This is a genomic window from Archaeoglobaceae archaeon, from assembly GCA_038734275.1.
Classification (GTDB): Archaea; Halobacteriota; Archaeoglobi; order Archaeoglobales; family Archaeoglobaceae; genus WYZ-LMO2.
In genome coordinates, this window is sequence record JAVYOO010000012.1 from 13,744 (window position 1) to 36,650 (window position 22,907).

Genomic DNA, 22,907 nt, shown 5'->3' on the forward strand with positions numbered 1-22,907 from the left:
ATCTATTTTTTGCCAAAGTGCTTTTCAAAAACCGCAAAGATCTCTTCTGGCTTCTCCAAAACGAAAACTCCATCCATTTTTCTAAGTCTTTCAACGTGCTCAACGTCTTCTTTTCGAATTCTTAGCTTCATTTTTCTCCCATCGGGCAATTCAGTTTCAACTATTCCTTCTTTGTAATCTGAGGGCATGATGTAAACTGGAACGAATGCTTTCAGAGCCATTATTGCGGAATTTGTTAGCAAAGTGTCGCCAATGCCAAGAGAGATCTTGGCTACCGTGTTGGAAGTTGCGGGAGCGATAAGCAAAAATTCAAATTTTCCGCTCTGAAGCATTCCCGCAAGAAATGGGGCATTGGCGTTAACTTCAGTCCATACCTTGAAGTTTGCTTTAAGCTCTTCCATGAGCTTGTAAAACAAAACAACCTGCTGTCCTGCCTTTGAAAGGTAAACCCTGATCTCCACGTCAGGATAAAGCTCCTTTACTTTTTTCATCACTTCTACTGTCTCTCTAATTCTGTCCCCACTACCCGTTATTCCCCATGCGACCTTCATAAATCCTCAAAAGCTCAGCAAATCTCTTAATGGTTTTTCTCAGGCTCCTTAACCCCTCTTCGTCTTCCATGACACCTTCAAGAGAGTCTTTGCTCCAGAATGTTGCTCCAAGGTTTGCACCAAAGGCTCCACCACTTACTGGAATCATGCCGTTTAAAATGTAAAAGGTCAAGATCTGCTGGATTGCAAGCTCCTGTCCACCAATTCTGTCTCCGCCAACTGCAATAGCCATTCCAACTTTGCCCCTGAAGAAATCGAAGTTCTTCGCAACCAGAGCTCTGCAACGATCCATAACTGCCTTGATCTGAGCACTAACGCCACCATTGTAAACTGGAGTTGCTATAATTATGCCTTTTGCCTTTCCAAGCAATTCATAAAGCTCAACCATGTCGTCCTTAAGCTTGCATTCCTTGTGCTTAAGGCAGTAATCGCAGTGCTGGCAGAAGCCTATGTTTTTTCCCCTAACCGTAAAAAATTTTGTTTCAAAGCCCAAGTCGCTTAGCATCTCGAGTGCCCTGTTCAGCACAAACTCTGTAGCCTTCTTTCTTGGGCTACCGCAGATTCCGAGAATCATTTCGCCAGCTCAACCCCCAACTCGTAGGCTTTTTCAAGTTCCTCTTTCGTTGGCTTAAATTTAACCGCAAACTGCTTAGTTTCAAATCCAAGCTCTTCCAAGACTTTTGCGATCTCCTTTACCGCAACACCATTCCAGCCATAGGAACCAAAGGCTAATGCTTTCTTGTTCTTCGGCTTAAGGCTCTTAAGGTAGCTCAGAAAGCCTGCAACAGGTGGAAAGAGCGAATTGTGGATCGTTGGTGCTCCAACTGCTATGGCTTTGGCATCCAGAATTTCTGAAACAATCTCAGTCCAAGAGTCCTTTCGGGTGTGGAAAAGCCTGACTTTTGCATTCTTGCTCGCCCCTTCAGCTATTGCTCTTGCAAGCTTCTCTGTAGAGCCCCACATCGTGTCATAAACGACAACAACCTTGTTCTCTGTCTCAAAATCCGCCCATTTCCTGTAATGCTCAATTATAATCTTTGGATCTCTCCAAGCAACCCCATGACTTGGAGCGATCAGCTTAACCTCAACCCCTTTAAGCTCTTCAAGCTTCTTCTTGATCAGCGTTGCCAAGGGCATCAGGATGTTTGCATAGTATAGCTTAGCCCATTTCAGAGCTTCTTCAACTCCAAGCTCCTCAGCAAATCGCTCTTCACTTGCAACATGCTGTCCAAATGCGTCGTTTGAGAATAAGATCTTGTCCTCAACGACGTAGGTTGCAATGCTGTCAGGCCAGTGGAGCATCGTCATGTCAAGGAACATGAGCGTTCTTTTGCCAATTTTAAGCGTGTCTCCATTTTTTACGACCATGAAATTCCAGTCTTTGCAGTCAAAATTCTTGCATAGCCCCTCTTTGCCTCTTTGCGAGCAGATCACAACCGCTTTCTTTGCCACTCGCATAAGATCTGCAAGACCACTTGCATGATCCGGCTCTATGTGATTCACAACCACATAGTCGATCTCCTTCGGATCCATGAGCTTTGAGATCCTTTCAATTTGCTCTGAAACAAACTTATGCTTCACCGCATCGATTACAACCTTCTTTTCATCCAGAATCAGATAGGAGTTATAAGTCAACCCTCGTGGCGTCTGGAAGTTGTGAAAATCTTTTTCTTCCCAGTCTAAGGCGCCTACCCAGTAAATGTCTTCCGCAATTTTTACGGGATTCATGACCCTTCTTCATTCTGTAATTAATAAATTTTACCCGTTTTTCATAGCTAAGGGAATTTTATTGCTCTTTTTTCTTTCTTGCCCTCATTTCAACCTTTGCAACCTTGCCTTCCCAGTCGGGGATCACAAATCTGTTGCGAGAGAATACAAAGTGAAAAGCCAAGCCAATGCCCCAAGCAAGGGGAACCCAGAAGAACCAGAGCTGGTCTGGAGAAGTTAGGTAGTTAACAATGGCTAAAAATGTGTTCACGATGGCGTAAACACAAAGGTGAGCTAAAAATCCCTTTTTAGCCTCTTCAATTTCAATCTCTTTCCATGCTTCTTTAAATTCCTCTACCGAGATCATAAGCAATATCGTTGGAGCAGTTTATATGTTTTTTCGTGAAGTTAATTTGCTCAGCTCGCTTCTTTGCCAATTACTTAAAGGCAAAAAATATATGCTTAACACAGACTGCAAACCATGGAAAAGGAATATAGGAGCATTGAGGTGGAGGAAAAATGGCTTAAAACCTGGGATGAAAGGATGTTCTACTTTGACTGGAATTCGAAGAAGCCACATTACATAATCGATACTCCCCCTCCTTATCCTACGGGTTCTTTTCATATAGGTCATGCCCTAAATTGGTGTATAATTGATTTTATAGCTCGATACAAACGAATGAACGGCTATGAGGTCATGTTTCCTCAGGGCTGGGACTGCCATGGATTGCCAACGGAAGTAAAGGTTGAGGAGAAATACGGGATAAAGAAGAACGAAGTTGACAGGGAGAAGTTCAGGGAACTTTGCGTTAAATTCACCGAAGAGAATATAGCTAAAATGAGGGCAACGGCGAAAAGGCTTGGCTTCAGCATAGACTGGAGCAAGGAATACATTACTATGTATCCTGAATATTATACAAAGACCCAGATCTCTTTTGTTAGAATGTTCAAAAATGGGCTAATTTATCGGGGCTATCATCCAGTCATAATTTGCCCAAGGTGCGAGACAACGATAGCGTTGGCTGAGATCGAATACAGGAAAGGAAAAACAAAGCTTAATTATATAAAATTTTCAGATGACGTTGTTATTGCCACAACCCGTCCTGAGCTAATTCCCGCCTGCGTGGCTTTAGCAGTGAACCCAGAGGATAAAAGATACACGCATTTGGTTGGCAAGAAAGTAAAGGTTCCCGTCGGAGGATATGAAGTTAAGATCATTGCGGACGAAGCGGTGGATCCGAATTTTGGCACGGGAATTGTGATGATCTGCACATTTGGCGATCGGCAAGATGTGAAGTGGTGGAAGAAGTATGGACTTGAGCTTAGAAATATAATTAATCGTGATGGAACTTTGAATGAGCTTGCTGGGAAATATCAGGGGCTAAAGATCTCTGAGGCAAGGGAGAAGATCATCGCGGATCTAAAGGCAGAGGGTAAAGTTTTGAGGCAGGAAGAAGTTGAGCACAACGTTGGTGTTTGCTGGCGTTGCAAGACTCCTGTTGAGATCTTTCCTGCGGAGCAGTGGTTTGTAAAGGTTGACAAGGAAAAGATCGTTGAGATGGCCAAGAAGATCAAGTGGGTGCCAGAGTTCATGTTTGACAGACTTCTGAGCTGGGTTGAGGCGATGGAATGGGACTGGGTTATAAGCAGGCAGAGAGTCTTTGCTACACCAATTCCAGTCTGGTATTGCAAGAAATGCGGAAAAGTGATTGTTGCTGAAGAGGACTGGCTTCCTGTTGATCCGACAAAGGAAAAACCAAGAAAGCCCTGCGAATGTGGAAGTAGCGAGTTCGAGGGTGAGAAAGACGTTCTCGACACTTGGATGGATTCAAGCATCACACCACTTGTTATTGCGGGCTGGCCTCAGCTAAGGGAATACCCAGTTTCACTTCGCCCGCAGGGGCATGACATCATAAGGACTTGGGCTTTTTACACGATCCTTCGCTCTCAGGCTCTCGAGAACGAAATTCCTTGGAAAGAAATCGTGATCAACGGCATCGTTTTCGGCGAAGACGGAAGAAAGATGAGCAAGAGCATTGGCAATGTGATAAGCCCTGAAGAAGTTGTAGAGAAATACGGTGCGGATGCGCTTCGTCAGTGGGCTGCAAGCGGTGTTATCGGCGAGGATCTGATATTCAGCTGGCGAGAAGTCGTTGCTGCGAGCAGATTTCAGCAAAAGCTCTGGAGCGTTGCAAGATTTGCCTTGACACACATTAGCGATTACGAAGAGAAACCTGAAGATATTGAAAGGCTGAGAATTGCGGACAAATGGATCATTTCAAAGTTAAACAGACTTATAGCCTTCGTTCGCGAGAATATGGACAAATACAGGTTTGATGAAGCTCTTAAGGCAATAAGAAGCTTTGTATGGTATGAGCTTGCGGACAACTACATAGAGCTTGTGAAAGGTAGACTTTACTCTGGAGAAGAATCGGATCCGGCGAAGTTTACGCTTAAATACGTGCTCGATCGAATTCTGAGGCTTTTAGCCCCAATTACGCCATTCATAACCGAGGAAATATGGTCAAGATTCTCCAAGGGCAGTGTTCATTTGCAGAGCTATCCCAGCGTTGAATGGCAAATGATCGATGAAGAAGCGGAAAAGGTTGGAGAAGAGATGAAAGAAATTCTTTCAGCAATTAGGAAGCTCAAGCACGACAAAGGGCTGGCTTTAAATGCCCCGCTTAAGAAGATCATTGTTTTTACACAGCTCAATCTCGACGCTCTAGATCTTAAATTTGCAACGAACTCAGAAGTAGAGATTACCAGAGAAATGCCCGTTACGAAAGAGGAGGTTAAGAAGATCAAACCAAAGTTTGCAGTCCTTGGACCTCTGTTCAAAGATCGAGTGAAGGAAATTATTAGGGCTGTTGACAGTTTAAGCGAGTCAGAAAAGCTGAAGCTAACAAAAGAGCCATTAGAAATAAGCATTGGAGAGGAAAAAATTGAATTAAAGCCAGAATGGTTTGAATTCGAATTAAGAAGGACAGTTGCGGGTGTCGAGGCTGAGAAAATTGAGGCACCACATAGTGTGGTGTTTGTGCTATGTTGAACGAAATCCTTGGCTTCTTGCTCCTGATCGTCTGCTTCACAGGAATCACCATAGCCTTTAAGCTATTCGGCAAGGCAGGACTTTACGTCTGGATGGCTCTGGCAATAGTAATAGCCAACATTCAAGTCACAAAGATCATCGAAGTCTTCGGCTTGGTTACTGCAATGGGAAACGTGATCTATGGTTCTACTTTCCTTGCAACTGACATACTCACAGAACGCTACGGTGCAAAATACGCACGAAAGGCAGTGCTTGCAGGATTCTTTGCAATGATCTTTGCAACGATCATAATGCAGTTAACGGTCTTATTTGAGCCTCATGAAAGCGACACGATTAGCCCAGCAATGGCTCAGGTTTTCCAGTTCATGCCTTCTGCAATGGTTGCAAGCCTTACAGCTTACATAATCTCACAGCTTCACGACATATGGGCTTTTGAGCTCTGGAAGAAGAGAACAAAGGGCAAATTCCTATGGCTGAGAAACAATGCTTCGACGATGGTTTCGCAGTTCATAGACAACGTTACGTTCACTCTTCTATTCTTTGTGGTCTTTAATCCAGAATTCCTGCAGGCTTTGGGCTGGGAAGGGATATTTGAGATCTTCATAACCTCCTATGCAATGAAGTTCGTAGTTGCGGTGCTTGACACTCCATTCATATACCTCAATGTCAGAATCAAGCCCACAGAAGCAATTTAGTTCTAAATTTTCGCAAAAATTTTTAAAACCTGAGCTAACTGCGAACGATGTTCCTAAAGGAGAAGATCTTCATTCTGCTTGCAATTCTTGGCACGATCCCTTGGATCTTATCTTATTTTCTCAGTTATCATTATTCCCCACCAATAGAGGCTCTTTTGTCGGGAATTGCAGTCATCTCCGCAGCATTCCTTCTTTCATGGGGTGCTGAAACCGCAGAAAAAGACTTGCCAAGATCTCTAAGCCTTGCGATCGTCGCTTTGATAGCTGTGCTACCGGAATATGCGGTTGACATGTATTTTACATGGATGGCGGGCAAAGTTGGCGGGGAATACATACACTACGCTGCAGCGAATATGACTGGTGCAAATAGGCTACTGCTTGGCGTTGGCTGGAGCCTTGTTGCAATTGTTGCAATGCTAAAGCTTCGAAAAAAGGAGATCGAGCTTGATGAAGGCATAAGGCTTGAATTCTTTGTCTTGCTCTTAGCCTCTCTTTACTGCTTTTTAATACCACTTAAGGGCAACATTTCGCTTTTAGACACCGCCATCTTGGGTTCGATGTTCCTGCTTTACGTTTACCTCGCGACAAAGGCTGAAAGAGAGGAATTCACCGCAGTTGGAGTTCCTGCTTACCTTTGCTGTTTTCCAGCCCAAAAAAGGAGAACTTCAGTCGTTCTGATGTTGATCTTTTCCGCATTCGTAATTCTAATAAGCGTCGAGGCCTTTGCAGAAGGTCTTGTTAATTCTGCGAGGATCTTTGGAATAGATGAATTTCTGATGGTTCAGTGGATCGCACCGCTTGCAAGCGAGGCTCCCGAGTTCATTGTTGCCATTTATTTTGTTAGAAAGCTTCGCACGACTGCAAGCTTCAACACACTCGTGTCTTCAAAGGTAAATCAGTGGACACTGCTCGTGGGATGTTTGGCTTTGATTTACAGCATTTCCTTAGCGAATCCAAGCTCTTTACCGCTTGATGACAGGCAAAGAGAAGAATTTCTGCTGACTGCAGCGCAATCATTGCTTGGAGTTGCGATAATAGTGAACCTGAGATTCAGCTTATTTGAAGCACTCGCATTGTTCGGACTATTTCTCGCACAATTTGTTTACCAAACCGTCGAAACTCGTTATCTTCTGAGCTTCGTTTACATTCTGATTTCAGCCCCGATGCTATATCTCCACCGCCATGATATCATCAAGAGCTACCAGTTTGTTCTGAAACTTCTAAAGGCTAAGCGTTAAGGTTAAATACTTTCCTACATTTTAATTTTAGGTGGTCTCATGGGGATACTCGAGAAATTTAAGACAAAGGAGAAGGTGGCTCTGGATGATTACGAAGAACTTGACTTAGCCCAGTATGAAGCGGAAATAGGCGAAAAAGCTTCAGTTTTAATCAAGGTCGCAGAAATAACGGGTTTGAATGAGATCCCAAGGATCAAGAAAGAAGTTTATGACGGGAATATTATAATAGCTGATATTGCCTTTGTAAGACACGATAAGCTAACTCTTGACAGGATTCTCAAAGACCTCAAACAGCTTGCAGAGGAAATCAATGGCGATATTGTGGGGTTGGGTGAAGAATACGTTGTAGTAACTCCCGCAGGTATAAAGGTGGACAGAAATAAGATCCGAGGAGGTAAATGATTACCTGCCCAATCTGTGGCAGAGAACTGAAGCTTTATGTGAACACATACGAAGTTCCTTTTTTTGATAAGATTCTTCTCACATCTATTTCGTGCGAATGTGGATTTAAACATGCAGATTCGATAGTTTTAGGCGAAAAGGAACCTACAAGATACAGTATAAAGGCAAAGAAAGAAAATCTTTTTACAAAGGTAATACGTTCCACTTCTGGAACGATTCGGATTCCAGAGCTTGGAGTTTCGATCGAACCTGGTCCAGCAAGCCAGGCTTTTGTAACGAACCTTGAAGGTGTTTTAGTAAGGGTCGCAGACGTTGTAAAAATTGCTAAGAAATGGAATGAAGATGATGAAGAGAAAGTGAAAAAGTGTGATTGGATTCTGGAGAAAATAAATAGTGTGATCGAAGGCGATGGCGAACTAACGATTATTCTGGAAGATCCATTTGGTAATAGCCTAATTCTTTCGGATGAAAGCTTCAAGGAGAAGCTTTCGGAGTGGGAAGCTAAGGAGTTAAAGACGGGTTTGACAGTAATTGAATTAACGGGTTTCACTGAAGAGGAGATTTCTCATCTTTAGAGTCTTTAGCCGTTATATTCAACTCCGTGTATTTCCTTTCCATCTCTTCTTTCACTTCACGGCTTGAAACTCCATAGAGAACTTCAAGTTCCACAATTCTTTTGGCTTTTTTGTATTCTGCGTAAATTTTCCCCAACTCTCTTGCAAATTCAATAAGCTTTTCTGGGCTCAGCAGAATTAGGGCAATTATTGCGATGAATACAAGTTCTTCGAAACCGAGCACAAGTTCTTTTTGCGTAAAGCTTTTTATCTCTTTCGCCAAATTTATTTATATTAAATATATATTACAGTTCAAAGTTAATCTCCCACAAGGAACTCCAAAATGCGGGTAAGTATTTAAAAAGTTTCAAGTTACTGTTACACCATGAGAGGTGTTGTGAAAATAATAAATCCTTATGATGCCGGTGTTTTCCCGGAGGGGAATGTCATACTTTTAAATTCAAACGAAAACCCATACGAACCAAGCGAAGAGGTTAAAAAAGCCTATATCGAGTCTATAGGTAAAATAAGTAGATATCCTGACCCCTCGTATTCAAAACTAAAGGAGGCCATATCTGAATATGTGGGGTTTGGGACTGAAAGAATAGCGGTCGGCTGTGGATCATCTGAGCTGATTTCACGGGTTTGTGACGTTCTTTTAGATGAACTTGATAAGGTAGTTATTCCAATGCCTTCTTATTCTCTCTATATTTCTTATGCAATGCTTCGAAATGCATCCATTTTGCTTCCTGTTTATGACGGCTACTCCATAACTCCGGAATTCATCGAGGAAGAAAAGCCAAAATTATCTATTATTTGTTCTCCAAACAATCCCACCGGAAACACTGTTAAAAAAAGAGTAATCGAAAAAATTGCAGAGAATTCTGAATATCTCCTAATTGACGAAGCTTATGCAGAATTTGCAGAGAGTAATTTACTTGATATGGCGTATGAGTTTGACAATGTGGTAATTTTGAGAAGCTTTTCCAAATTTTTTGGGCTTGCAGGAATGCGAGTAGGCTACGCGATTGCAGGTAAAGAGATAGTAGAAGCCATCGAGAAGGTAAGACTTCCATTTGCGATTTCCAGCCCGGGCGTTGCCACTGCGATTTCGGCATTAAAATCTATTGACTATTATATTGAAGTTAAGAAAAAAATTCTAAAAGAGCGAGAAAGAGTTTATAAGGAGTTGAAAAGGCTTGGATTCGAAGTTTATCCTTCAGAAGCCAATTTTATTCTTTTTAGAGCTAAAAAACACCTTTTTGAAAAACTGTTAGAGCAAGGGATTGTGGTTAGAAATCTCGTTGGTTTATTGGGACTTGAGGGCAACTTCATAAGAATGAGCATCGGTAGAAGAGAGGAAAATGACAGGGTTATCAAAATACTCGAATCAGAGTGTAGCAAAACTTCTGCATAGCAGGTAGATACCCGCAAATTCCGGCACTTCAGCAATTTCACCAGCAGAGAGATTTAGTGTTTCTCCACCAAGATTTATTTTCACTTTTTTTAGAATCCTTAATTTCATCTTGTCTTCCCCAAAAGCAATCGCATCTCTCAAAGGTTCAAAAGAATCAATATCTTCAACTTTTGCGACCATCAAACCAGTCTTTCCATGAAGAGTTCCCGGCATTCTTATTAGCCTCTTCACATCTGCGGTAACTGGGGCGTCGATGTGTATCCTAAACTTTTCAAAGATCTTTTCTGGCTTTTTGAGCGCCTTTAAGAGTTCTTTTCCTTCTAAGTTTTTCCTTCTTTTGAAATACGTGTAAATTCTTGTAGCAACATTAGATTCCACAATATTTTCGTTTCGAAGAACAGTGGGATTATTCAGCGTTAAGTAATCGATTATCTCCCTTCTTTCACTGGAATCGAGCTTTAAAAAATCTTCATCGCAAACGTGCACGTGGTATCCACGGCCACCAGAGAAATAAGTCTCCACTTCTTTTATTCCAAAATCAAGTTTTAGGATCTTTAGAAGCTTTTTTACCTCTTCTTTTGCGACTGCAAGGGCTTTTTCTATTGAGTTTGTTTTCAAAGGTAAGTGATCTGCATCGATATCGAATACGAGATCTGCACCGAGCCAACCTTTTTCTTCCATTCTCTCTTTTTCGGGGTTTTCATAATACGCCGAGGAGTAATAAACGTGGGCTGGCACGCTTGAGATCACGTAGTTCCTGAAGTCTTCGAGTGAAGAGAAAGAGAGATGTCTATGCATTATAAAATCAGGGAAAGCTTCAAATGGGACAAACGCGAATTCTCTTTTTTCGAACTGTCTTGGCATTTTTATATTGGCTTTTCTGTAATATTCAAGAAACTTTTTCATTAGAAATTGTTTCGTCTCCATAGATAGAACGCCAGTCCCTTATAGTTCACGAGTTCAGTATCTGCATAATCTCCATAAAGTGGTTTGATAATGCAGTCAGCGTCTAACTTGTTTGCGAGTGTTTTGATGAAGCTAAATAGTTCTGGTGGTGGTCTTATAGAGTATACGAGTTCCACATCACTGTAAAGCTGAATATTGGGATTTCTGATGTCATCTATAAAAAATTTAAACCTTTTTTCTCTGACTGGCCTTATATCTGTTGCGATAACATCCACGCCTCTCGAGATCAGGAACTCTGCAACTTCTGTGTAGTTCCCGATACCGATCTCTGCAACTTTTTTGTATTTATTTGCTATGAACTCTGCAAGGCGAAGCATTATCTTAATATTCTCCCCCGGAAGTATAAGCTTTTGTGCAAGTGGTAGTTAGAGAATACACCACAAAGGACTTTAATGAAGTTCTCGAAATCGATCGTGAAGCATTCAATCCGAGAAACCCGTCCTTTGATATGTATATTTATCTAACTTATGGGAGCGATATATTCGTCGCTGACATCGGTAAGAAGATTGTGGGATACGTTGTTACCATGGAGTTAGATAAGCTGAGAGGGAAGATAATTTCTCTTGCAGTCAAGAAAGAGTTCAGAGGAAGCGGTATTGGTGAATACCTAATGAGAAGAGCGATTGAGAGACTCAGGGAGAAGGGAAAGAAAGAAATTGCACTAGAAGTGAGAGTTTCAAACAAAATAGCCCAAAAACTATACGAAAAGCTTGGTTTTAAGATAGTAGAAACTATTCCAAACTATTATAGCGATGGTGAGGATGCTTACTACATGGTGCTCAGATTTAACGAGCAATGAGTTTTGGTTCGAGGACTTCTTTGAGCTTTGGATTTTGAGACAGCTTTTCCGGATTCGTTGCTCTTAGAATTTCGGAAATACCCTTACAAAGGAGTAAAACTGCCTTCTTATGGTCGGCTTTGCTTCGATTCACCTGCACAGGATTTATTCCAAGAGCCTCATAGGCTTTAAAATGTCCGTTTGCTAAACCCGCATTCTCTAAAATTCTCTTAATGTTAAAGAGCACCAAATGGAGCACAAGCACTTCTTCCTTTTGCATCACTACTTGTTGGGATACTATCTATAAAAAGTTTTCTCTCATCACGGAAAAATTTTTACATGTTTAATTCATTTACATAAGCATAAATCATTATTGACAGCATCAACCACCGGAAATCACTCTTATCACAGTGACTTCTCCTTCCTCTGCAAAATCGTCTATGGGGACAGGCATTGAATCTTTAACTAAGACTACAGTTTCCGGATTTATTTTTAATATTTCCTCCAAAATCTCGGAGTATCTTTTCTTTTCATTTATTTCAAGGGTCTCCTCCCTCTTTCCAAAACCAATAAAAATAAACTTGATCTTCATTCTTCAGGAAGAACTTCTTTGGAGATCTCTTTTATGTTTCCTCCTTTCTGAGGCTTTAGTTCCTGAACGTTCTCCTCAAGCATTTTTTCATCTTTGCTAAGAATCTTCTTTAAACCCTTCTTTTTGAATCTTTTCCAGTCAAATCTCCTCATCCAACACACCCAATTTATTTTGTTATGATAGTAGAAAAACTTTTGCTAAAATTTTCTTCGAATTTATAGCTCCCCTTTCATTTTTTCAAGTCTTCTTCTAATCTCTGCGAGTTCATCTTTTGTAACGGTTACCCTTGTTCCGACTTCTTTTAGTTCTTTGGTAAGACTCCTTATTTTTCTAAGCTGCACGATATTTAGTATGACGCTGAAGATTAGCAAAACTAAAAGTGAGGCGTTGAAGATAAACTCCATTTTTTCACCTCTTTCTTCTGAATACTTTTAGCATTTTTGTTAACGCGCTCTCCTTTCTTGCTGCTAACACTGTTGGGGGCACTTCCTTCTTCTTTCCAGCTATGGCATATGCAAGTTCCTTTATAGCTAAAGAAGCCGGTGAGTCAGGAGCGCTAAGAATTACTGGCTTTCCAAATGCGGCCGATTTTCTAACCTGAGGATCTTCTGGAATCGTGGCTATGACCTTTGCTTCCAAAATAGCTTCGATTTCAGTTTTTGCCATGTCTATACCCCAGCCAGTCATGCGGTTTATTACTACACCCAGTGTTTTAGTTCCAAGCTTTTCTGCAACTATTTTCGTCTTTAAGCCGTCTGTTATCGAGGCGATTTCTGGATTTACTACTAATAATAGCTCCTGAGCGGCAGCTATGGCAATCACGGCACTTCTTTCAAGTCCTGCAGGAGCGTCAAGTAGCATTATGTCAGTGCTACCAACTATTCTTGCCAAAACTTCTTCAAGTTTTTCGGGGTTTACTTTTCTAAGACCCTCAAGGCTAACACCTGCAGGAACAACCTTTACTCCACCAGGTCCAACGTAAATTGCTTCTTCGATTCTTGCTTCACCAGCGAGGACATTTTGCAAGGTAACGGGAAGCCCTTCCATGCCAAGAATTAGCTCTAAATTTGCCATTGTTATGTCTGCGTCAACTATCGTAACGTCATAACCCAACTGAGTTAAAGCTATACCAAGGTTGGCCGTGATCGTGGTCTTCCCGGTTCCACCCTTCCCGGATGCTATCGTAATCGTCCTAGCCATTCGATCACCTTATTATTATCATGATATAGTCTACTATTTAAGCGTTTCTAATCTAAACAGAAGTTAAGAAAAGATATCGTTATATATACCTTCGCTTCAGATTTAAACTGAAAATTCTGGTGGTGCTATGGTGGTGGTTGAGCTTATAACTGGTAGAACGCTTGATCAGGGGGCTACGGTTGAGGAAAAACTAAGTGAAGAATATTTTAAAGCTGTTAGTTACATAGAGCTCAATGAGGAGGATTTCAAACTGCTTGGCCTTAAGGAAGGCGACAGTGTTAAAGTTTCTACAGATTTTGGGGAGGTAGTGGTTTTTGCAAAAAAAGGTGAAGTCCCAAGAGGTGTTGCTTTCATACCGATGGGCCCTTATGCGAACATGGTTATCGATCCAACGACAGATGGCACAGGAATGCCACAGTTCAAAGGAGTAAAGGCAAAGATCGAAAAGACTGGAGAGAGAGTTAAAACGGTTAAAGAATTGCTGGAGGCGATCTAAATGGAGGACGTGATCTGCACATTTTGTGGTAGTGTTTGCGATGATGGTGAATTCGATACCGAAAAGAAAAAGGTAAAGAAGTTCTGCAGACTTGGAAGCAGTAAATTTGCCGAAAAACAGAGAATAAAAGCCCCAATGATCGATGGAAAAGAAGTAAGCTATGAAACTGCAATTGAAAAAGCTGCTGAAATTCTTGCGAATGCAAAGAAGCCTTTGCTATACGGCTGGGCTTCAACTGCGAACGAAGCGATAAGAGTTGGCGTGCTCTTAGCGGAGAAGCTTGGCGGGGTTTATGATCAGTGCGCAAGCGTTTGCCACGCTCCGGGCACTTTGGCCGTGATCGAAGAAGGATTGCCGGGAGCTACGCTTGGCTCTATAAAAAACCGTGCGGATGTTGTGATTTTCTGGGGAGCAAACCCAGCTGAAGCACACCCAAGACATGGGCTAAGATACAGCATTTCTGCAAAAGGGTTGCTCGTGAAAGATAGAAAGCAGAGAAAAGTGGTTGTGGTTGATGTTCGACCAACAAAGACCGCCAAGATGGCGGACATGTTTGTTCAGATCAAACCGGGCTACGATTACGCAATAATTTCAGCTTTGAGGGCAATAATAAGCGGAAATGCTGAAGTTGTGCCGAGTGAAGTTGGTGGAGTTGCAAAGGAGAAGCTCATAGAGCTTGCGGAGATCATGAAAAAGGCGAAGTATGGAGCGATTTTATATGGTCTTGGAGTGACGCAGTCAAGAGGTAGAGACAGGAACGTTGAGAATGCTATAAAGCTGATTCAATTGCTCAATAGAACTACTCGCTGGGTAATCTGGCCAATGAGGGGGCATTACAATGTCGTTGGCGCTGGAGAAGTGCCAGCTTGGGAAGTTGGCTACCAGTATGCGATTGACTTCAGTCGTGGTTATCCAAGATTTTCTCCTGCCGAGTTCTCAGCTGTGGAAGTCTTAAAGCGTAAAGATTGCGATGCTGCGCTTATAGTTGCTTCAGATCCAGTTGCCCACTTCCCAAAGATAGCGGTGAAGCATTTGAAGCAGATCCCCGTGATCCAGATCGATCCCTATCCAAACATGACGACGCTACTTGCAAAAGTCGTTATTCCTTCAGCGGTGTATGGCATTGAAGCAGAAGGGACTGCTTACAGAATGGACTGCATACCGCTTAGGGTTAAGAAGATCATTGAAACGAGCTATTGGACTGACGAAAAGATCCTTGAGGAAATTCTAAAGAGAGTTGAAAAGCTGAAGGGGTGAAAAAATGCTCTGGATAAGGAACGGAATTGTTGTTGATCCCAAGAACAAAATCAACGCAGAGAAAATGGACATTTTCATTAAGAATGGCAAGATCGTTGAAGAAAATGAAGTCAAGAAAGAGGAATGTAAAGTAATTGACGCAAGCGGAAAGCTTGTAGTCGCTGGCGGAGTTGACATGCATGCTCACATTGCTGGAAGCAAGATCAACACCGGCAGAACAATGCGTCCCGAGGAAATGAGAGTTGTCAGAAACATCGCGGGCAAGTTTAGAGCAACTGTAGGAAGAGTTCTGTTAACAGCTCCAGCAATTGGTTATGAATACGCAAAAATGGGCTATACAACGAGCTTTGAAGCTGCTCAGCCCCCGATAGGAGCCTTGCACACCCATGAAGAGCTCGATGCGATTCCAATGATCGACAAAGCTGCTCTGCCTGTTTTCGGAAACTGGCACCTTGTATTCAAGTGCATTGAAGAAAAGAACATGGAAAAGCTCAAGGCACTGGTTGCCTGGGCAATTGAGAGGAGCAAAGGCTTTGGAGTCAAAGTTGTTAACCCCGGAGGCGTTGAGGCTTGGATGTATGGTGGAAACGTAAAAAGCCTTGATGATCAGGTGCCCGGATTCAATGTAACTCCGAGGGAAATAATAACCTGGCTCATCAAGGCAAACGAAGAACTCGGATTACCTCATTCTGTGCACCTGCACTGCAACAACCTTGGAGTGCCCGGGAACTATCAGACCACGATCGAATCAATAAAGCTCGCAAAGGGATTCAGCAATGCCAAAAGGCAGGTGCTCCATGTGACGCATGTGCAGTTCAACGCCTACGCTGGTAGTAGCTGGAGAGATGCTGGAAGTGGTGCTGCCGAGATTGCAAAAGTTGTGAACTCGATGGACAACGTTACAATCGATATGGGTCAGCCGATATTTGGGCATGCAACCGCAATGACTGGCGACGCTCCTTTCCAGTTCAGCCTGCACAAGCTCATTGGAGCGAGATGGAGCAACAAAGACACCGAAGTTGAAACTGGAGCGGGAATAGTGCCAATAGGCTACTTGCCAAACAATCCAGTCCATGCTTTGCAGTGGGCTATTGGCCTGGAGCTTGGACTGCTTGTGGACAGCAACAAAGTCGCGCTAACGACAGATTATCCAAATGGCGGTCCATTCACGGAGTATCCGTATGTGATGGCGATGCTGATGAGCAAGAAAATGCGAGAGGGCGAGTTGAGTAAGGTTAATGCCTACGTTCAGAAAGCAACAGGCCTGGCAAGCATAGACGTTGAGAAGACACTCTACGAAGTAATACACATGACAAGAAGCCTGCCTGCAAAGATTTTGGGACTTGAAAACAAAGGTCATCTTGGCATTGGAGCGGACGCGGACATAGCGATCTACAACCTCAATCCTCTGGAAACTGACACCTCGAAGGAGTTCGAAAAGGTCTATAAGATGTTTAAGAGTGCTGAATACACGATCAAGGGCGGAGAAATCATTGTGAAGGGCGGAGAGCTTGTAAAAGAAGTTTATGGAAGAACATTCTGGGTTGACGCAACAAAGAAAGCAGACATTCAGGCGGTAATGCCCGACATTAGGGAGTATTTCAACTACTACAGCGTCCAGCTTGGCAACTATGGTGTCGAGGAGCGCTGGATTAAGAAGCCCGCAAGAATCGAGGTGGTTTAAATGGCAGTCGTAATAAAGCCTAAGAAGTTTTTTGAAGTCTGCGTTGAAGCTGAACTCACGCCAGAGCTTGCCTTGCGAAGCGTTGACGAAGTAAAGAAGTTTAAGGTTTACTATGGCAACAAAGTCGTTGAGCTTGGAGAACTCTTTGAAGTCGCAAAGCAAGGCGATGAAAAGAAGCTAATCCTTGACGGCGACTTCAGCAGAGTCAAGTGGATTGGAGCAAGGATGGTTGATGGCGAGATCGTTGTAAAGGGGAGCGTTGGAGCTAACTGCGGAGCATTCATGCGTGGTGGCAAAATAACCATTGAGGGCAACGCAGACGACTGGCTCGGCATCGAAATGGCGGGCGGTGAAATAATTGTTAAGGGCAATGCAGGCAATCTTGTTGGCTGTGCTTATTACGGCGACGCGGTCGGCATGACTGCTGGCAAAATAGTCATTGAGGGCAACGCAGGGAACTACGTTGGCGAGAAGATGAATGGTGGCGAGATCGTGATCAAGGGCAATGCTGGCGACTTCATTGGCACCGAGATGCGTGCTGGAGTAATCGAGATACACGGCTCGTGCGGTTTTGTCGGCGGGGACATGCGAGGCGGAGAGATAAGGATCAAGGGAAGCTTTGAATTGCTTCCGACCTTCAAAAAGACTGAGAAGGGCTGGGTTGGAGATGTGAATGTGAAGGGAGAAGGAGTTATAAAGACATTCTAATTTTTTGTTTTAGATCTGACAACGGTGAGCCCTAAAGCTTTCGTAAACTCTTTTTGCAATTCTCAACTCATGTGGAAAGTCCACTTCAACCCATGGCATTTTTTGTGTTGAAACGTAATGAACTTCATTTCCCATTTCGATCATTTGCTGGATTGCGTCTTCGTAAAAAACTCCCGCACCACTTTCTTCCATAATCTGCTCTGCACACTCTTTTAACAACCCGAGATACTTCTCCGGAATCTTTGCCATTCCGATGTATTCGCCATTCGCTTCCTTTGGCGGAATTCGCTTGCTTATCCTTAAGATCTTTGAGTTCTCAATCACAACCTTCATTTCTTCTTCTCCCAAAGGCTTTTGATCGTCAACAACGAGCAAAAATCTGTTAATTGGAGCTAAATATAGCCTTTCGAAGATCCCGGGATGGAAGTAAACGTCAGAATTCAGAAGAATAACGTCTTCCCATACGTCTTTTATGCCAAGATAAAAGCTGTATATGTTGTTTGTCTCGCGATACACATGGTTATGGACAAAAGTAAAATCGAGATCGAAATTCTCTGTCAAAAATTTTCGAAGTTTTCTCCCCTTGTGTCCAGTAACGATCACGAAGCTCTTAATTCCAAAGCTTGAAAGAACCTCTATGGCATGCTCTATTATCGTTTTCTTGCCAACTTTAAGCATACACTTTGGAATCTGCTCGGTATAATGCCCCAATCTGCTCCCCATGCCCGCGGCAAGTATAACTGCTTTCATAGAAACACTTATATTCCCAAATATTTAAAATTTACTGTCCGGAGGTGTTAAATATAAATTGGGAATATATTTTGACAAATCTCGTCTACAGGAGGATTTCAATGCCCATAGCAGTGAAAATAAGCAAAAAGCAAATCTCTCCAAATTTTATAACGACTTTAGCTTTTATAGTTGGTCTCATATCTGCGGTTGTTTTGTTTTACAATCCCCTCGTTTCTGTGGCTCTAATTCTAATATCACAAATCTTGGATTGCGTTGATGGCGATCTCGCAAGAATTACTGGCAGAGTTTCGGCAAAAGGAGCGTATCTTGACAGATTGTTCGACCGCTTTGTTGATTTCGCTCTAATTTTTGCAATCGCAATTTATTCTCAGCTTTGGATTGAGGGTTTTCTCGCCCTTTTTGCAACTCTCAGCGTTTCCATGACACGGCTTATGGCGGAAAAAGAGGGCATAGAGTGCAAAGTTGGAATTGCTGGTAGAGATACGAGAATTCTAATAATAATGCTTGGAATCCTTTTAAAGGATTTTGGAGGGATTTTAGCTTCACTCTGGCTTCTCTGCATACTCGGATTTTTCACGACTTTGCAAAGAATTTTGCACACAATCAGAAAGATGGAAAGCGATCAGTAGCTTGTGAATGATAACCAAAAAATATAAATCTCAGAGAGTAACATAAATTATGCAGTTGGCTACGGCGGTTGGTTTCATAATAGGCTTTCTCTTCGGAATGAGCACCATAACGACGCTTTTGGGCTTCTTGGGGAACGTTCTTATTGAAGTTGAGGAAACGCTTAGGAATATCAGCGCTGTCTCCACACTCGTGCTTTTGATCATCGCAGTAATTCTCGTAATTAAAATAAAAGCCATTGCAGGGCTTATTGCGGGGGCAATCGTTGGTGCGGTGCTCAACCTTATTCTGGCCCAGAATGGAATAAACGTGCTCGAAGTTGTTAAGTCCGCATTCGGATTCTAATTTTTTATTTTTGAATTATTGCTCTAAGGCTTAATAGTTAAATCTTTATCCTTCACTGCGAAGAAACTTCATGCTTTCAACTTGCATTCAGTGTGGCGTTTGCTCATCTTCATGTAGCATGCGATACAACATGAATCTCAGGAGAGCAATTGCAAGATTTTTAAATAAGCAAGATTTCTGGAGTAATGAGCTCTGGAACTGCACAAATTGTCTGATCTGTCAGCAAAGATGTCCAAGGGGGATAAAACTCGTAGATTTCATAATAAATTCAAGAAGCGAAGTGATAGAAAAAGGATCAATCCCAAAAGAGCTCAGACAAATGCTTGAGAACATTCAAAAATTCAGAAATCCATTCGGAGCTGTAAAAAGACCAAATTTTGATGCAAAAATTGCAGAAAAGGGCAACTTCGAATATCTGTTTTTTATAGGGTGCTCAGCTTATGATCAAAGGGTGCAGAAGGTTGTTGAAAAGGCTATTGAGCTATTAAAAGCCTCAAAGGTAGACTTTGCGATCCTTCCAGAGGAGAATTGCTGTGGAAACGACGTAAGGGCTTTGGGGGAGCAGGGGCTGTTTGGAATGCTTAAGGAGGACAACATGAGAAGATTTGAGACTTTTGGGGTAAATAAGGTCATAACGATTTCCCCTCACTGTTATAACGCCTTTAAGAATTACTACGGGATTGAAGCTTACCACATAACCGAGATCCTCCTGAATAAGGTGCGAAATGCAGAGCTTAGGTTTTCAAAGCCCTTTGAAGGGCTTGTGACTTATCACGACTCTTGCTATCTTTCAAGATACAACAAGCTTATTTCTGAGCCGAGAGAATTGCTTAAAGCAGTTCCGGGAGTAGAATTTGTCGAAATGCAGAGAAATAAGGAGCTTTCGCTTTGCTGTGGTGGTGGAAGCGGTGGAATCGTCAGAGATTTCGTCTGGAAACCCTCTGCACAGAGAATTCAGGAGGCACTATTAACTGGGGCGAGCTATTTGGCGGTATCGTGCCCATTCTGCCTTGTAATGCTCGAAGATTCTGCAAAGGCAAAAAAAGCTGAGATAAAAGTTCTTGATTTGATCGAAATTCTCTACGACTCAGTCTTTTGAGCTTCTTCGCTCTTAGTCTCCTCAGTCTTCTTCACTTCTTCAGCCTTCTTCTCAAACTTCTCAACGATTTGAATTTCCTTCAAGTTAAGAAGTCTGAAGGCATCTCTGACAACTCTGTAGCGTCCTAAAAGGAAGAGCTGATTCAGGTAAGCTTCATTTGAAACCTCAACTGTTGCTTTTTCGCCATCAACAGCCAAATTCTTCACTTCTAAACCAGTGTGAATCACAAAGAGAGCTTTAAGCTTATCTTCCAACTTTTCAAGTTTTTCTTTGATCTCATATTCAAAGACTACGTTTTTCCCAGCAAGTGGGTGGTTGAAGTCCACAACTACTCTGCGTCCCACTATTCTCTCAACGGTTCCAATTTTGTCACCAATTCTAACTCTCTGCCCAACCTCGGGCTTCTCTTTGAACTTTGTTATGCTAAAGGAGTCTTTTTTGTTTGGATCGTATTCTCCGAAGGCTTTTGCTGGCGGGATCTTTACTTCTCCTCTGTATCCCACTTCTTTGCCAACAAGATCCTCATCCAGACCCTTTAGCACGTGCCCTTCGCCAACCACTGCGTAAATGTCTCCATATCTTGTGTTTTCGTTGAATATTCCGCTCTCCTTAGCTACTTCTGCACTCGTTGTGTCTATAACCTCTCCAGTTTCGAGCTTTGCGGTGTAGCTGAGCCTAATGAAATCACCATTTGAGATCATGCGATCACCTTTTCTATGCGGTCTTGGAAGGTATATATTACTTCTCTTGTGTTTCTTTGGTTTACAAAGGAGATAGCCAATTAATATCCGAATGATTAATCAAAGCTCATAGATTTGACTTCATTTTTGAGCTTTTCGCTCTCTTTTCAAAGCATTCGTTAGAAACTCGATAAAAAGATCGGGATTCGATGGAGAGATCACGATGCTAATTCCCTTCTTCTTTCTTATTTCGACTATGTTTCCAATAGAAGTTGTGAACCTTAAACCTTTGTATGCAAATGCTTTCCAGCTTTCAGCTCTTCTGACTTCTGCAACATCTTGCAGAGGTATGCTGTAAGTAAAAAAGCCAAAAATAATTTTCAATTTATCTTCGTGGATTTCGAACCTTCTGGGCAAAATAGCCCAGTATAGGATCAAAATTATGGCTATGCTGGCAAACAGTATCTGTTTTGCAAACATCGCTTCTTCTTCGCTTTCAGTCGGGAGCAAATCGTATTCAATCAGAATTATGAGCAGTAACATTAGCGAGGGGGCGAATGAAAGCATGATTTTAGCCCAGTTGTCGTATTTAGGCTTATCTTCGTAGAGGATCATAGTTCTTTAAGGCATATTTTGTAACTTTCCCGAGAACCTGAATAGCATCAATCGCATTCGAATATACTGGGAATCTGTTTTTCTCAAACTTATTCTTTTGCTCAAATACCGCATTTCTGTCGCCTTCTAACACAAAGTAAATTGGCTTTCCGAAAGATCTGAGCTTTTTGAAATTCGGTTCATAATCTCCCCAGAAGGGGCCAACGTCCATCGCAACGATCATTGAATCCACATTCTCATCTGCAACAATTGCCTCCATGGCGGTGTTATATGTCTTCTCAATGCCAAAATATTCAACCATAGGCCATATATCTACTGGGTTATTAACTCCATGCCATTCAGGTGTTACAGATTTTATTGATTCTATTGTATCTTTCTTGAATTGGGCAAGCTTCATCCCGGATAAGAAAATGGTATCAGCAGATTGGACGCATCCAGAGCCGGTATAATGAATAACTCCAACTCTATTCCCTTTTGGCAAAGGCTGAAGTGCAAAGGCTTTTGCCACATCAAGCAGTTCATCAAAGCTGTAAACTCTTACAATATTTGCCTGCCTGCAAACTGCATCAAAGATCTCGTCATCTCCACAAATCGATGCTGTGTGACTCATCGCCGCTTTTTGTCCGTATTCAGTTCTACCACTCTTAAAGACCACTATGGGCTTCTGAGATCCTTTTGCAACGTTGTAGAACGCTCTACCATTTCTTATACCTTCCATATAGATGCCCACAACCTTCGTGCTCTTATCTCTGATCAGATATTCCAATGCTTCATGATCCTGAACATCGATCTTATTTCCCATTCCGATGATCTTGCTGAAACCTATTTTTGGGTGGTTCGAAAATATTGAGACCATTAGAACACCTAAAAACAACCCAGTCTGAGCAATCAGACTTATATTTCCCTTATTAACCCCTAAAAGTGGGGCAAAGCTTGTGATAAACCCTGTTTCGGTATTGAATCCCCCTGTTGTGTTTGGACCGAGGATTAAGATCTTATTCTCCTTTGCTATCTTCAAAACCTCTTTTTCGATTTTTGCCCCTTCTTCCCCTTCTTCGCTGAATCCCGAGCTCAGGATCACAACTCCTTTGACTCCTTTCTCAGCACAATCATTCATAACTTCTGGAACAAGCTTTGCTGGCACCGCAATTATAGCAACATCGACTTCATCGGGAATTTCTTTAACCGAAGGATAGCATTTCAGTCCATATATTTCTTCAGCGTTTGGATTCACGGGATAGATCTTACCATTAAATCCGTGATTTCTTAAATTCCAAACAATATTGTTCCCGGGCTTCCCCGGCGTTCTCGAAGCTCCAACGACTGCAACACTCCTTGGAGTAAAGAAGAAGCTTATGTCCCTTGCTTCGTAATCAAAACTCCTTCGCTTGCCCTTAACAATCCTTGCGTCAGCAACAAAGCAACCATTCTCGTTCGCAAAAACCGGATTGAGATCCATCTCAACAATGCTCTCATTCTCAACGATCTCGC

Annotated in this window: 30 protein-coding genes; 14 read left to right on the top strand and 16 right to left on the bottom strand. The window is 42.3% G+C overall.

The window, feature by feature from the left end; all coding sequences use genetic code 11:
• Positions 1-2 precede the first annotated feature (2 nt).
• The 4 genes from afpA to QXI54_09775 are packed head-to-tail and all read right to left on the bottom strand — an operon-like array spanning position 3 to position 2,625.
• Positions 3-551, bottom strand: a complete 549-nt coding sequence (afpA, locus tag QXI54_09760) for an archaeoflavoprotein AfpA (protein MEM0303436.1) — start codon at positions 549-551, stop codon at positions 3-5.
• Positions 523-1,125, bottom strand: a complete 603-nt coding sequence (locus tag QXI54_09765; GenBank protein ID MEM0303437.1) for a flavodoxin family protein — start codon at positions 1,123-1,125, stop codon at positions 523-525. Before QXI54_09765 ends, afpA begins: the two co-directional genes overlap by 29 nt.
• Positions 1,122-2,279 carry an FprA family A-type flavoprotein gene (locus QXI54_09770; protein ID MEM0303438.1) on the bottom strand — a complete coding sequence of 386 codons (1,158 nt, stop codon included), beginning with the start codon at positions 2,277-2,279 and terminating at the stop codon, positions 1,122-1,124. The genes QXI54_09765 and QXI54_09770 overlap by 4 nt, the downstream gene beginning before the upstream one ends.
• 58 nt (positions 2,280-2,337) lie before the next feature.
• Positions 2,338-2,625 carry a 2TM domain-containing protein gene (locus QXI54_09775; GenBank protein MEM0303439.1) on the bottom strand — a complete coding sequence of 96 codons (288 nt, stop codon included), beginning with the start codon at positions 2,623-2,625 and terminating at the stop codon, positions 2,338-2,340.
• Between the two features lie 114 nt (positions 2,626-2,739).
• Here QXI54_09775 and QXI54_09780 point away from each other — a divergent pair, with 114 nt between their 5' ends.
• Genes QXI54_09780 through QXI54_09800 form a run of 5 tightly spaced genes read left to right on the top strand, consistent with a single transcriptional unit; the run spans position 2,740 to position 8,220 of the window.
• Positions 2,740-5,310 (top strand): valine--tRNA ligase, encoded by a 2,571-nt coding sequence (locus QXI54_09780; GenBank protein ID MEM0303440.1) that lies wholly within the window; start codon positions 2,740-2,742, stop codon positions 5,308-5,310.
• Positions 5,304-6,005, top strand: coding sequence for a queuosine precursor transporter (locus QXI54_09785; GenBank protein ID MEM0303441.1), 702 nt, complete (start codon positions 5,304-5,306; stop codon positions 6,003-6,005). Before QXI54_09780 ends, QXI54_09785 begins: the two co-directional genes overlap by 7 nt.
• A 47-nt stretch (positions 6,006-6,052) precedes the next feature.
• Complete coding sequence (locus tag QXI54_09790) at positions 6,053-7,243, top strand: sodium:calcium antiporter (GenBank protein MEM0303442.1); 1,191 nt, start codon at positions 6,053-6,055, stop codon at positions 7,241-7,243.
• Positions 7,244-7,282: 39 nt separating this feature from the next.
• Complete coding sequence (gene sepF / locus QXI54_09795) at positions 7,283-7,645, top strand: cell division protein SepF (protein ID MEM0303443.1); 363 nt, start codon at positions 7,283-7,285, stop codon at positions 7,643-7,645.
• Positions 7,642-8,220, top strand: a complete 579-nt coding sequence (locus tag QXI54_09800) for a ZPR1 zinc finger domain-containing protein (GenBank protein MEM0303444.1) — start codon at positions 7,642-7,644, stop codon at positions 8,218-8,220. Before sepF ends, QXI54_09800 begins: the two co-directional genes overlap by 4 nt.
• Here the strand turns inward: QXI54_09800 and QXI54_09805 are convergent.
• Complete coding sequence (locus QXI54_09805; GenBank protein ID MEM0303445.1) at positions 8,192-8,443, bottom strand: twin-arginine translocase TatA/TatE family subunit; 252 nt, start codon at positions 8,441-8,443, stop codon at positions 8,192-8,194. The two genes, QXI54_09800 and QXI54_09805, sit on opposite strands and share 29 nt — an antisense overlap.
• Positions 8,444-8,584: 141 nt before the next feature.
• Between QXI54_09805 and hisC the strand changes: the two genes are divergently transcribed.
• Positions 8,585-9,616 carry a histidinol-phosphate transaminase gene (hisC, locus tag QXI54_09810; protein MEM0303446.1) on the top strand — a complete coding sequence of 344 codons (1,032 nt, stop codon included), beginning with the start codon at positions 8,585-8,587 and terminating at the stop codon, positions 9,614-9,616.
• On the opposite strand, the gene priS is transcribed toward hisC, so the two are convergent.
• Positions 9,590-10,543, bottom strand: a complete 954-nt coding sequence (priS, locus tag QXI54_09815) for a DNA primase catalytic subunit PriS (protein ID MEM0303447.1) — start codon at positions 10,541-10,543, stop codon at positions 9,590-9,592. The genes hisC and priS overlap by 27 nt on opposite strands.
• On the bottom strand, positions 10,522-10,899 hold the full coding sequence (locus QXI54_09820) for a UPF0146 family protein (protein MEM0303448.1): 378 nt from the start codon (positions 10,897-10,899) through the stop codon (positions 10,522-10,524). Before QXI54_09820 ends, priS begins: the two co-directional genes overlap by 22 nt.
• A gap of 35 nt (positions 10,900-10,934) precedes the next feature.
• On the opposite strand from QXI54_09820, the gene rimI reads away from it, so the two are divergent.
• Positions 10,935-11,381 (top strand): ribosomal protein S18-alanine N-acetyltransferase, encoded by a 447-nt coding sequence (gene rimI, locus QXI54_09825; GenBank protein ID MEM0303449.1) that lies wholly within the window; start codon positions 10,935-10,937, stop codon positions 11,379-11,381.
• Here the strand turns inward: rimI and QXI54_09830 are convergent.
• The 5 genes from QXI54_09830 to minD form a co-directional block, all read right to left on the bottom strand.
• Positions 11,368-11,640, bottom strand: a complete 273-nt coding sequence (locus QXI54_09830; protein MEM0303450.1) for a UPF0058 family protein — start codon at positions 11,638-11,640, stop codon at positions 11,368-11,370. The genes rimI and QXI54_09830 overlap by 14 nt on opposite strands.
• Before the next feature lie 102 nt (positions 11,641-11,742).
• On the bottom strand, positions 11,743-11,952 hold the full coding sequence (locus QXI54_09835; protein ID MEM0303451.1) for a MoaD/ThiS family protein: 210 nt from the start codon (positions 11,950-11,952) through the stop codon (positions 11,743-11,745).
• Positions 11,949-12,104, bottom strand: a complete 156-nt coding sequence (locus QXI54_09840; GenBank protein ID MEM0303452.1) for a hypothetical protein — start codon at positions 12,102-12,104, stop codon at positions 11,949-11,951. Before QXI54_09840 ends, QXI54_09835 begins: the two co-directional genes overlap by 4 nt.
• Positions 12,105-12,167: 63 nt before the next feature.
• The gene (locus QXI54_09845) at positions 12,168-12,356 is read right to left on the bottom strand and encodes a hypothetical protein (protein ID MEM0303453.1); all 189 of its coding nucleotides are present in this window, start codon (positions 12,354-12,356) and stop codon (positions 12,168-12,170) included.
• A 4-nt stretch (positions 12,357-12,360) separates the two neighbouring features.
• Entirely contained in the window at positions 12,361-13,152 is a 792-nt protein-coding gene (gene minD / locus QXI54_09850; protein ID MEM0303454.1) for a cell division ATPase MinD, read from the bottom strand.
• Between the two features lie 127 nt (positions 13,153-13,279).
• Here minD and QXI54_09855 point away from each other — a divergent pair, with 127 nt between their 5' ends.
• The 4 genes from QXI54_09855 to QXI54_09870 are packed head-to-tail and all read left to right on the top strand — an operon-like array spanning position 13,280 to position 17,297.
• The gene (locus QXI54_09855; GenBank protein MEM0303455.1) at positions 13,280-13,648 is read left to right on the top strand and encodes a molybdopterin dinucleotide binding domain-containing protein; all 369 of its coding nucleotides are present in this window, start codon (positions 13,280-13,282) and stop codon (positions 13,646-13,648) included.
• On the top strand, positions 13,649-14,905 hold the full coding sequence (locus QXI54_09860) for a formylmethanofuran dehydrogenase subunit B (GenBank protein ID MEM0303456.1): 1,257 nt from the start codon (positions 13,649-13,651) through the stop codon (positions 14,903-14,905). It abuts the gene before it with no gap.
• Positions 14,906-14,909: 4 nt separating this feature from the next.
• Entirely contained in the window at positions 14,910-16,589 is a 1,680-nt protein-coding gene (locus QXI54_09865; protein ID MEM0303457.1) for a formylmethanofuran dehydrogenase subunit A, read from the top strand.
• Positions 16,590-17,297: a formylmethanofuran dehydrogenase subunit C gene (locus QXI54_09870; protein ID MEM0303458.1), complete on the top strand. Its 708-nt coding sequence runs from the start codon at positions 16,590-16,592 to the stop codon at positions 17,295-17,297.
• 9 nt (positions 17,298-17,306) lie between these two features.
• Here the strand turns inward: QXI54_09870 and QXI54_09875 are convergent, their stop codons facing one another.
• A complete protein-coding gene (locus tag QXI54_09875; protein ID MEM0303459.1) occupies positions 17,307-18,047 on the bottom strand; it encodes a phosphocholine cytidylyltransferase family protein in 741 nt (246 codons plus the stop codon).
• Between the two features lie 71 nt (positions 18,048-18,118).
• Between QXI54_09875 and QXI54_09880 the strand changes: the two genes are divergently transcribed.
• The 3 genes from QXI54_09880 to QXI54_09890 all read left to right on the top strand — a co-directional run bounded on the left by QXI54_09880 (position 18,119) and on the right by QXI54_09890 (position 20,121).
• Entirely contained in the window at positions 18,119-18,679 is a 561-nt protein-coding gene (locus tag QXI54_09880) for a CDP-alcohol phosphatidyltransferase family protein (GenBank protein ID MEM0303460.1), read from the top strand.
• A gap of 49 nt (positions 18,680-18,728) precedes the next feature.
• Positions 18,729-19,022 carry a hypothetical protein gene (locus tag QXI54_09885; GenBank protein ID MEM0303461.1) on the top strand — a complete coding sequence of 98 codons (294 nt, stop codon included), beginning with the start codon at positions 18,729-18,731 and terminating at the stop codon, positions 19,020-19,022.
• Positions 19,023-19,092: 70 nt separating this feature from the next.
• The gene (locus tag QXI54_09890; GenBank protein ID MEM0303462.1) at positions 19,093-20,121 is read left to right on the top strand and encodes a (Fe-S)-binding protein; all 1,029 of its coding nucleotides are present in this window, start codon (positions 19,093-19,095) and stop codon (positions 20,119-20,121) included.
• Here QXI54_09890 and QXI54_09895 read toward each other — a convergent pair.
• The 3 genes from QXI54_09895 to QXI54_09905 form a co-directional block, all read right to left on the bottom strand.
• A complete protein-coding gene (locus QXI54_09895) occupies positions 20,103-20,822 on the bottom strand; it encodes a peptidylprolyl isomerase (protein ID MEM0303463.1) in 720 nt (239 codons plus the stop codon). The genes QXI54_09890 and QXI54_09895 overlap by 19 nt on opposite strands.
• A 120-nt stretch (positions 20,823-20,942) precedes the next feature.
• Entirely contained in the window at positions 20,943-21,416 is a 474-nt protein-coding gene (locus QXI54_09900) for a PH domain-containing protein (GenBank protein ID MEM0303464.1), read from the bottom strand.
• Positions 21,397-22,907 (bottom strand): CoA-binding protein (locus tag QXI54_09905; GenBank protein MEM0303465.1); only part of this gene is annotated, 1,511 nt, incomplete at its 5' end. The genes QXI54_09905 and QXI54_09900, both read right to left, overlap by 20 nt.

Bases quoted from the DNA above. Each gene is read 5' to 3' on its own strand.
- QXI54_09835 (MEM0303451.1), bottom strand. From the start codon at position 11,952: ATGAAGATCAAGTTTATTTTTATTGGTTTTGGAAAGAGGGAGGAGACC.
- QXI54_09885 (MEM0303461.1), top strand. From the start codon at position 18,729: ATGCAGTTGGCTACGGCGGTTGGTTTCATAATAGGCTTTCTCTTCGGA.
- QXI54_09840 (MEM0303452.1), bottom strand. From the start codon at position 12,104: ATGAGGAGATTTGACTGGAAAAGATTCAAAAAGAAGGGTTTAAAGAAG.
- QXI54_09800 (MEM0303444.1), top strand. From the start codon at position 7,642: ATGATTACCTGCCCAATCTGTGGCAGAGAACTGAAGCTTTATGTGAAC.
- sepF (MEM0303443.1), top strand. From the start codon at position 7,283: ATGGGGATACTCGAGAAATTTAAGACAAAGGAGAAGGTGGCTCTGGAT.
- QXI54_09775 (MEM0303439.1), bottom strand. From the start codon at position 2,625: ATGATCTCGGTAGAGGAATTTAAAGAAGCATGGAAAGAGATTGAAATT.
- QXI54_09830 (MEM0303450.1), bottom strand. From the start codon at position 11,640: ATGCAAAAGGAAGAAGTGCTTGTGCTCCATTTGGTGCTCTTTAACATT.
- QXI54_09765 (MEM0303437.1), bottom strand. From the start codon at position 1,125: ATGATTCTCGGAATCTGCGGTAGCCCAAGAAAGAAGGCTACAGAGTTT.
- QXI54_09895 (MEM0303463.1), bottom strand. From the start codon at position 20,822: ATGATCTCAAATGGTGATTTCATTAGGCTCAGCTACACCGCAAAGCTC.
- QXI54_09785 (MEM0303441.1), top strand. From the start codon at position 5,304: ATGTTGAACGAAATCCTTGGCTTCTTGCTCCTGATCGTCTGCTTCACA.
- QXI54_09870 (MEM0303458.1), top strand. From the start codon at position 16,590: ATGGCAGTCGTAATAAAGCCTAAGAAGTTTTTTGAAGTCTGCGTTGAA.
- QXI54_09770 (MEM0303438.1), bottom strand. From the start codon at position 2,279: ATGAATCCCGTAAAAATTGCGGAAGACATTTACTGGGTAGGCGCCTTA.
- QXI54_09790 (MEM0303442.1), top strand. From the start codon at position 6,053: ATGTTCCTAAAGGAGAAGATCTTCATTCTGCTTGCAATTCTTGGCACG.
- QXI54_09820 (MEM0303448.1), bottom strand. From the start codon at position 10,899: ATGCTTCGCCTTGCAGAGTTCATAGCAAATAAATACAAAAAAGTTGCA.
- afpA (MEM0303436.1), bottom strand. From the start codon at position 551: ATGAAGGTCGCATGGGGAATAACGGGTAGTGGGGACAGAATTAGAGAG.
- QXI54_09875 (MEM0303459.1), bottom strand. From the start codon at position 18,047: ATGAAAGCAGTTATACTTGCCGCGGGCATGGGGAGCAGATTGGGGCAT.
- QXI54_09855 (MEM0303455.1), top strand. From the start codon at position 13,280: ATGGTGGTGGTTGAGCTTATAACTGGTAGAACGCTTGATCAGGGGGCT.
- QXI54_09860 (MEM0303456.1), top strand. From the start codon at position 13,649: ATGGAGGACGTGATCTGCACATTTTGTGGTAGTGTTTGCGATGATGGT.
- QXI54_09890 (MEM0303462.1), top strand. From the start codon at position 19,093: ATGCTTTCAACTTGCATTCAGTGTGGCGTTTGCTCATCTTCATGTAGC.
- hisC (MEM0303446.1), top strand. From the start codon at position 8,585: ATGAGAGGTGTTGTGAAAATAATAAATCCTTATGATGCCGGTGTTTTC.
- QXI54_09900 (MEM0303464.1), bottom strand. From the start codon at position 21,416: ATGATCCTCTACGAAGATAAGCCTAAATACGACAACTGGGCTAAAATC.
- QXI54_09780 (MEM0303440.1), top strand. From the start codon at position 2,740: ATGGAAAAGGAATATAGGAGCATTGAGGTGGAGGAAAAATGGCTTAAA.
- minD (MEM0303454.1), bottom strand. From the start codon at position 13,152: ATGGCTAGGACGATTACGATAGCATCCGGGAAGGGTGGAACCGGGAAG.
- priS (MEM0303447.1), bottom strand. From the start codon at position 10,543: ATGGAGACGAAACAATTTCTAATGAAAAAGTTTCTTGAATATTACAGA.
- QXI54_09845 (MEM0303453.1), bottom strand. From the start codon at position 12,356: ATGGAGTTTATCTTCAACGCCTCACTTTTAGTTTTGCTAATCTTCAGC.
- QXI54_09865 (MEM0303457.1), top strand. From the start codon at position 14,910: ATGCTCTGGATAAGGAACGGAATTGTTGTTGATCCCAAGAACAAAATC.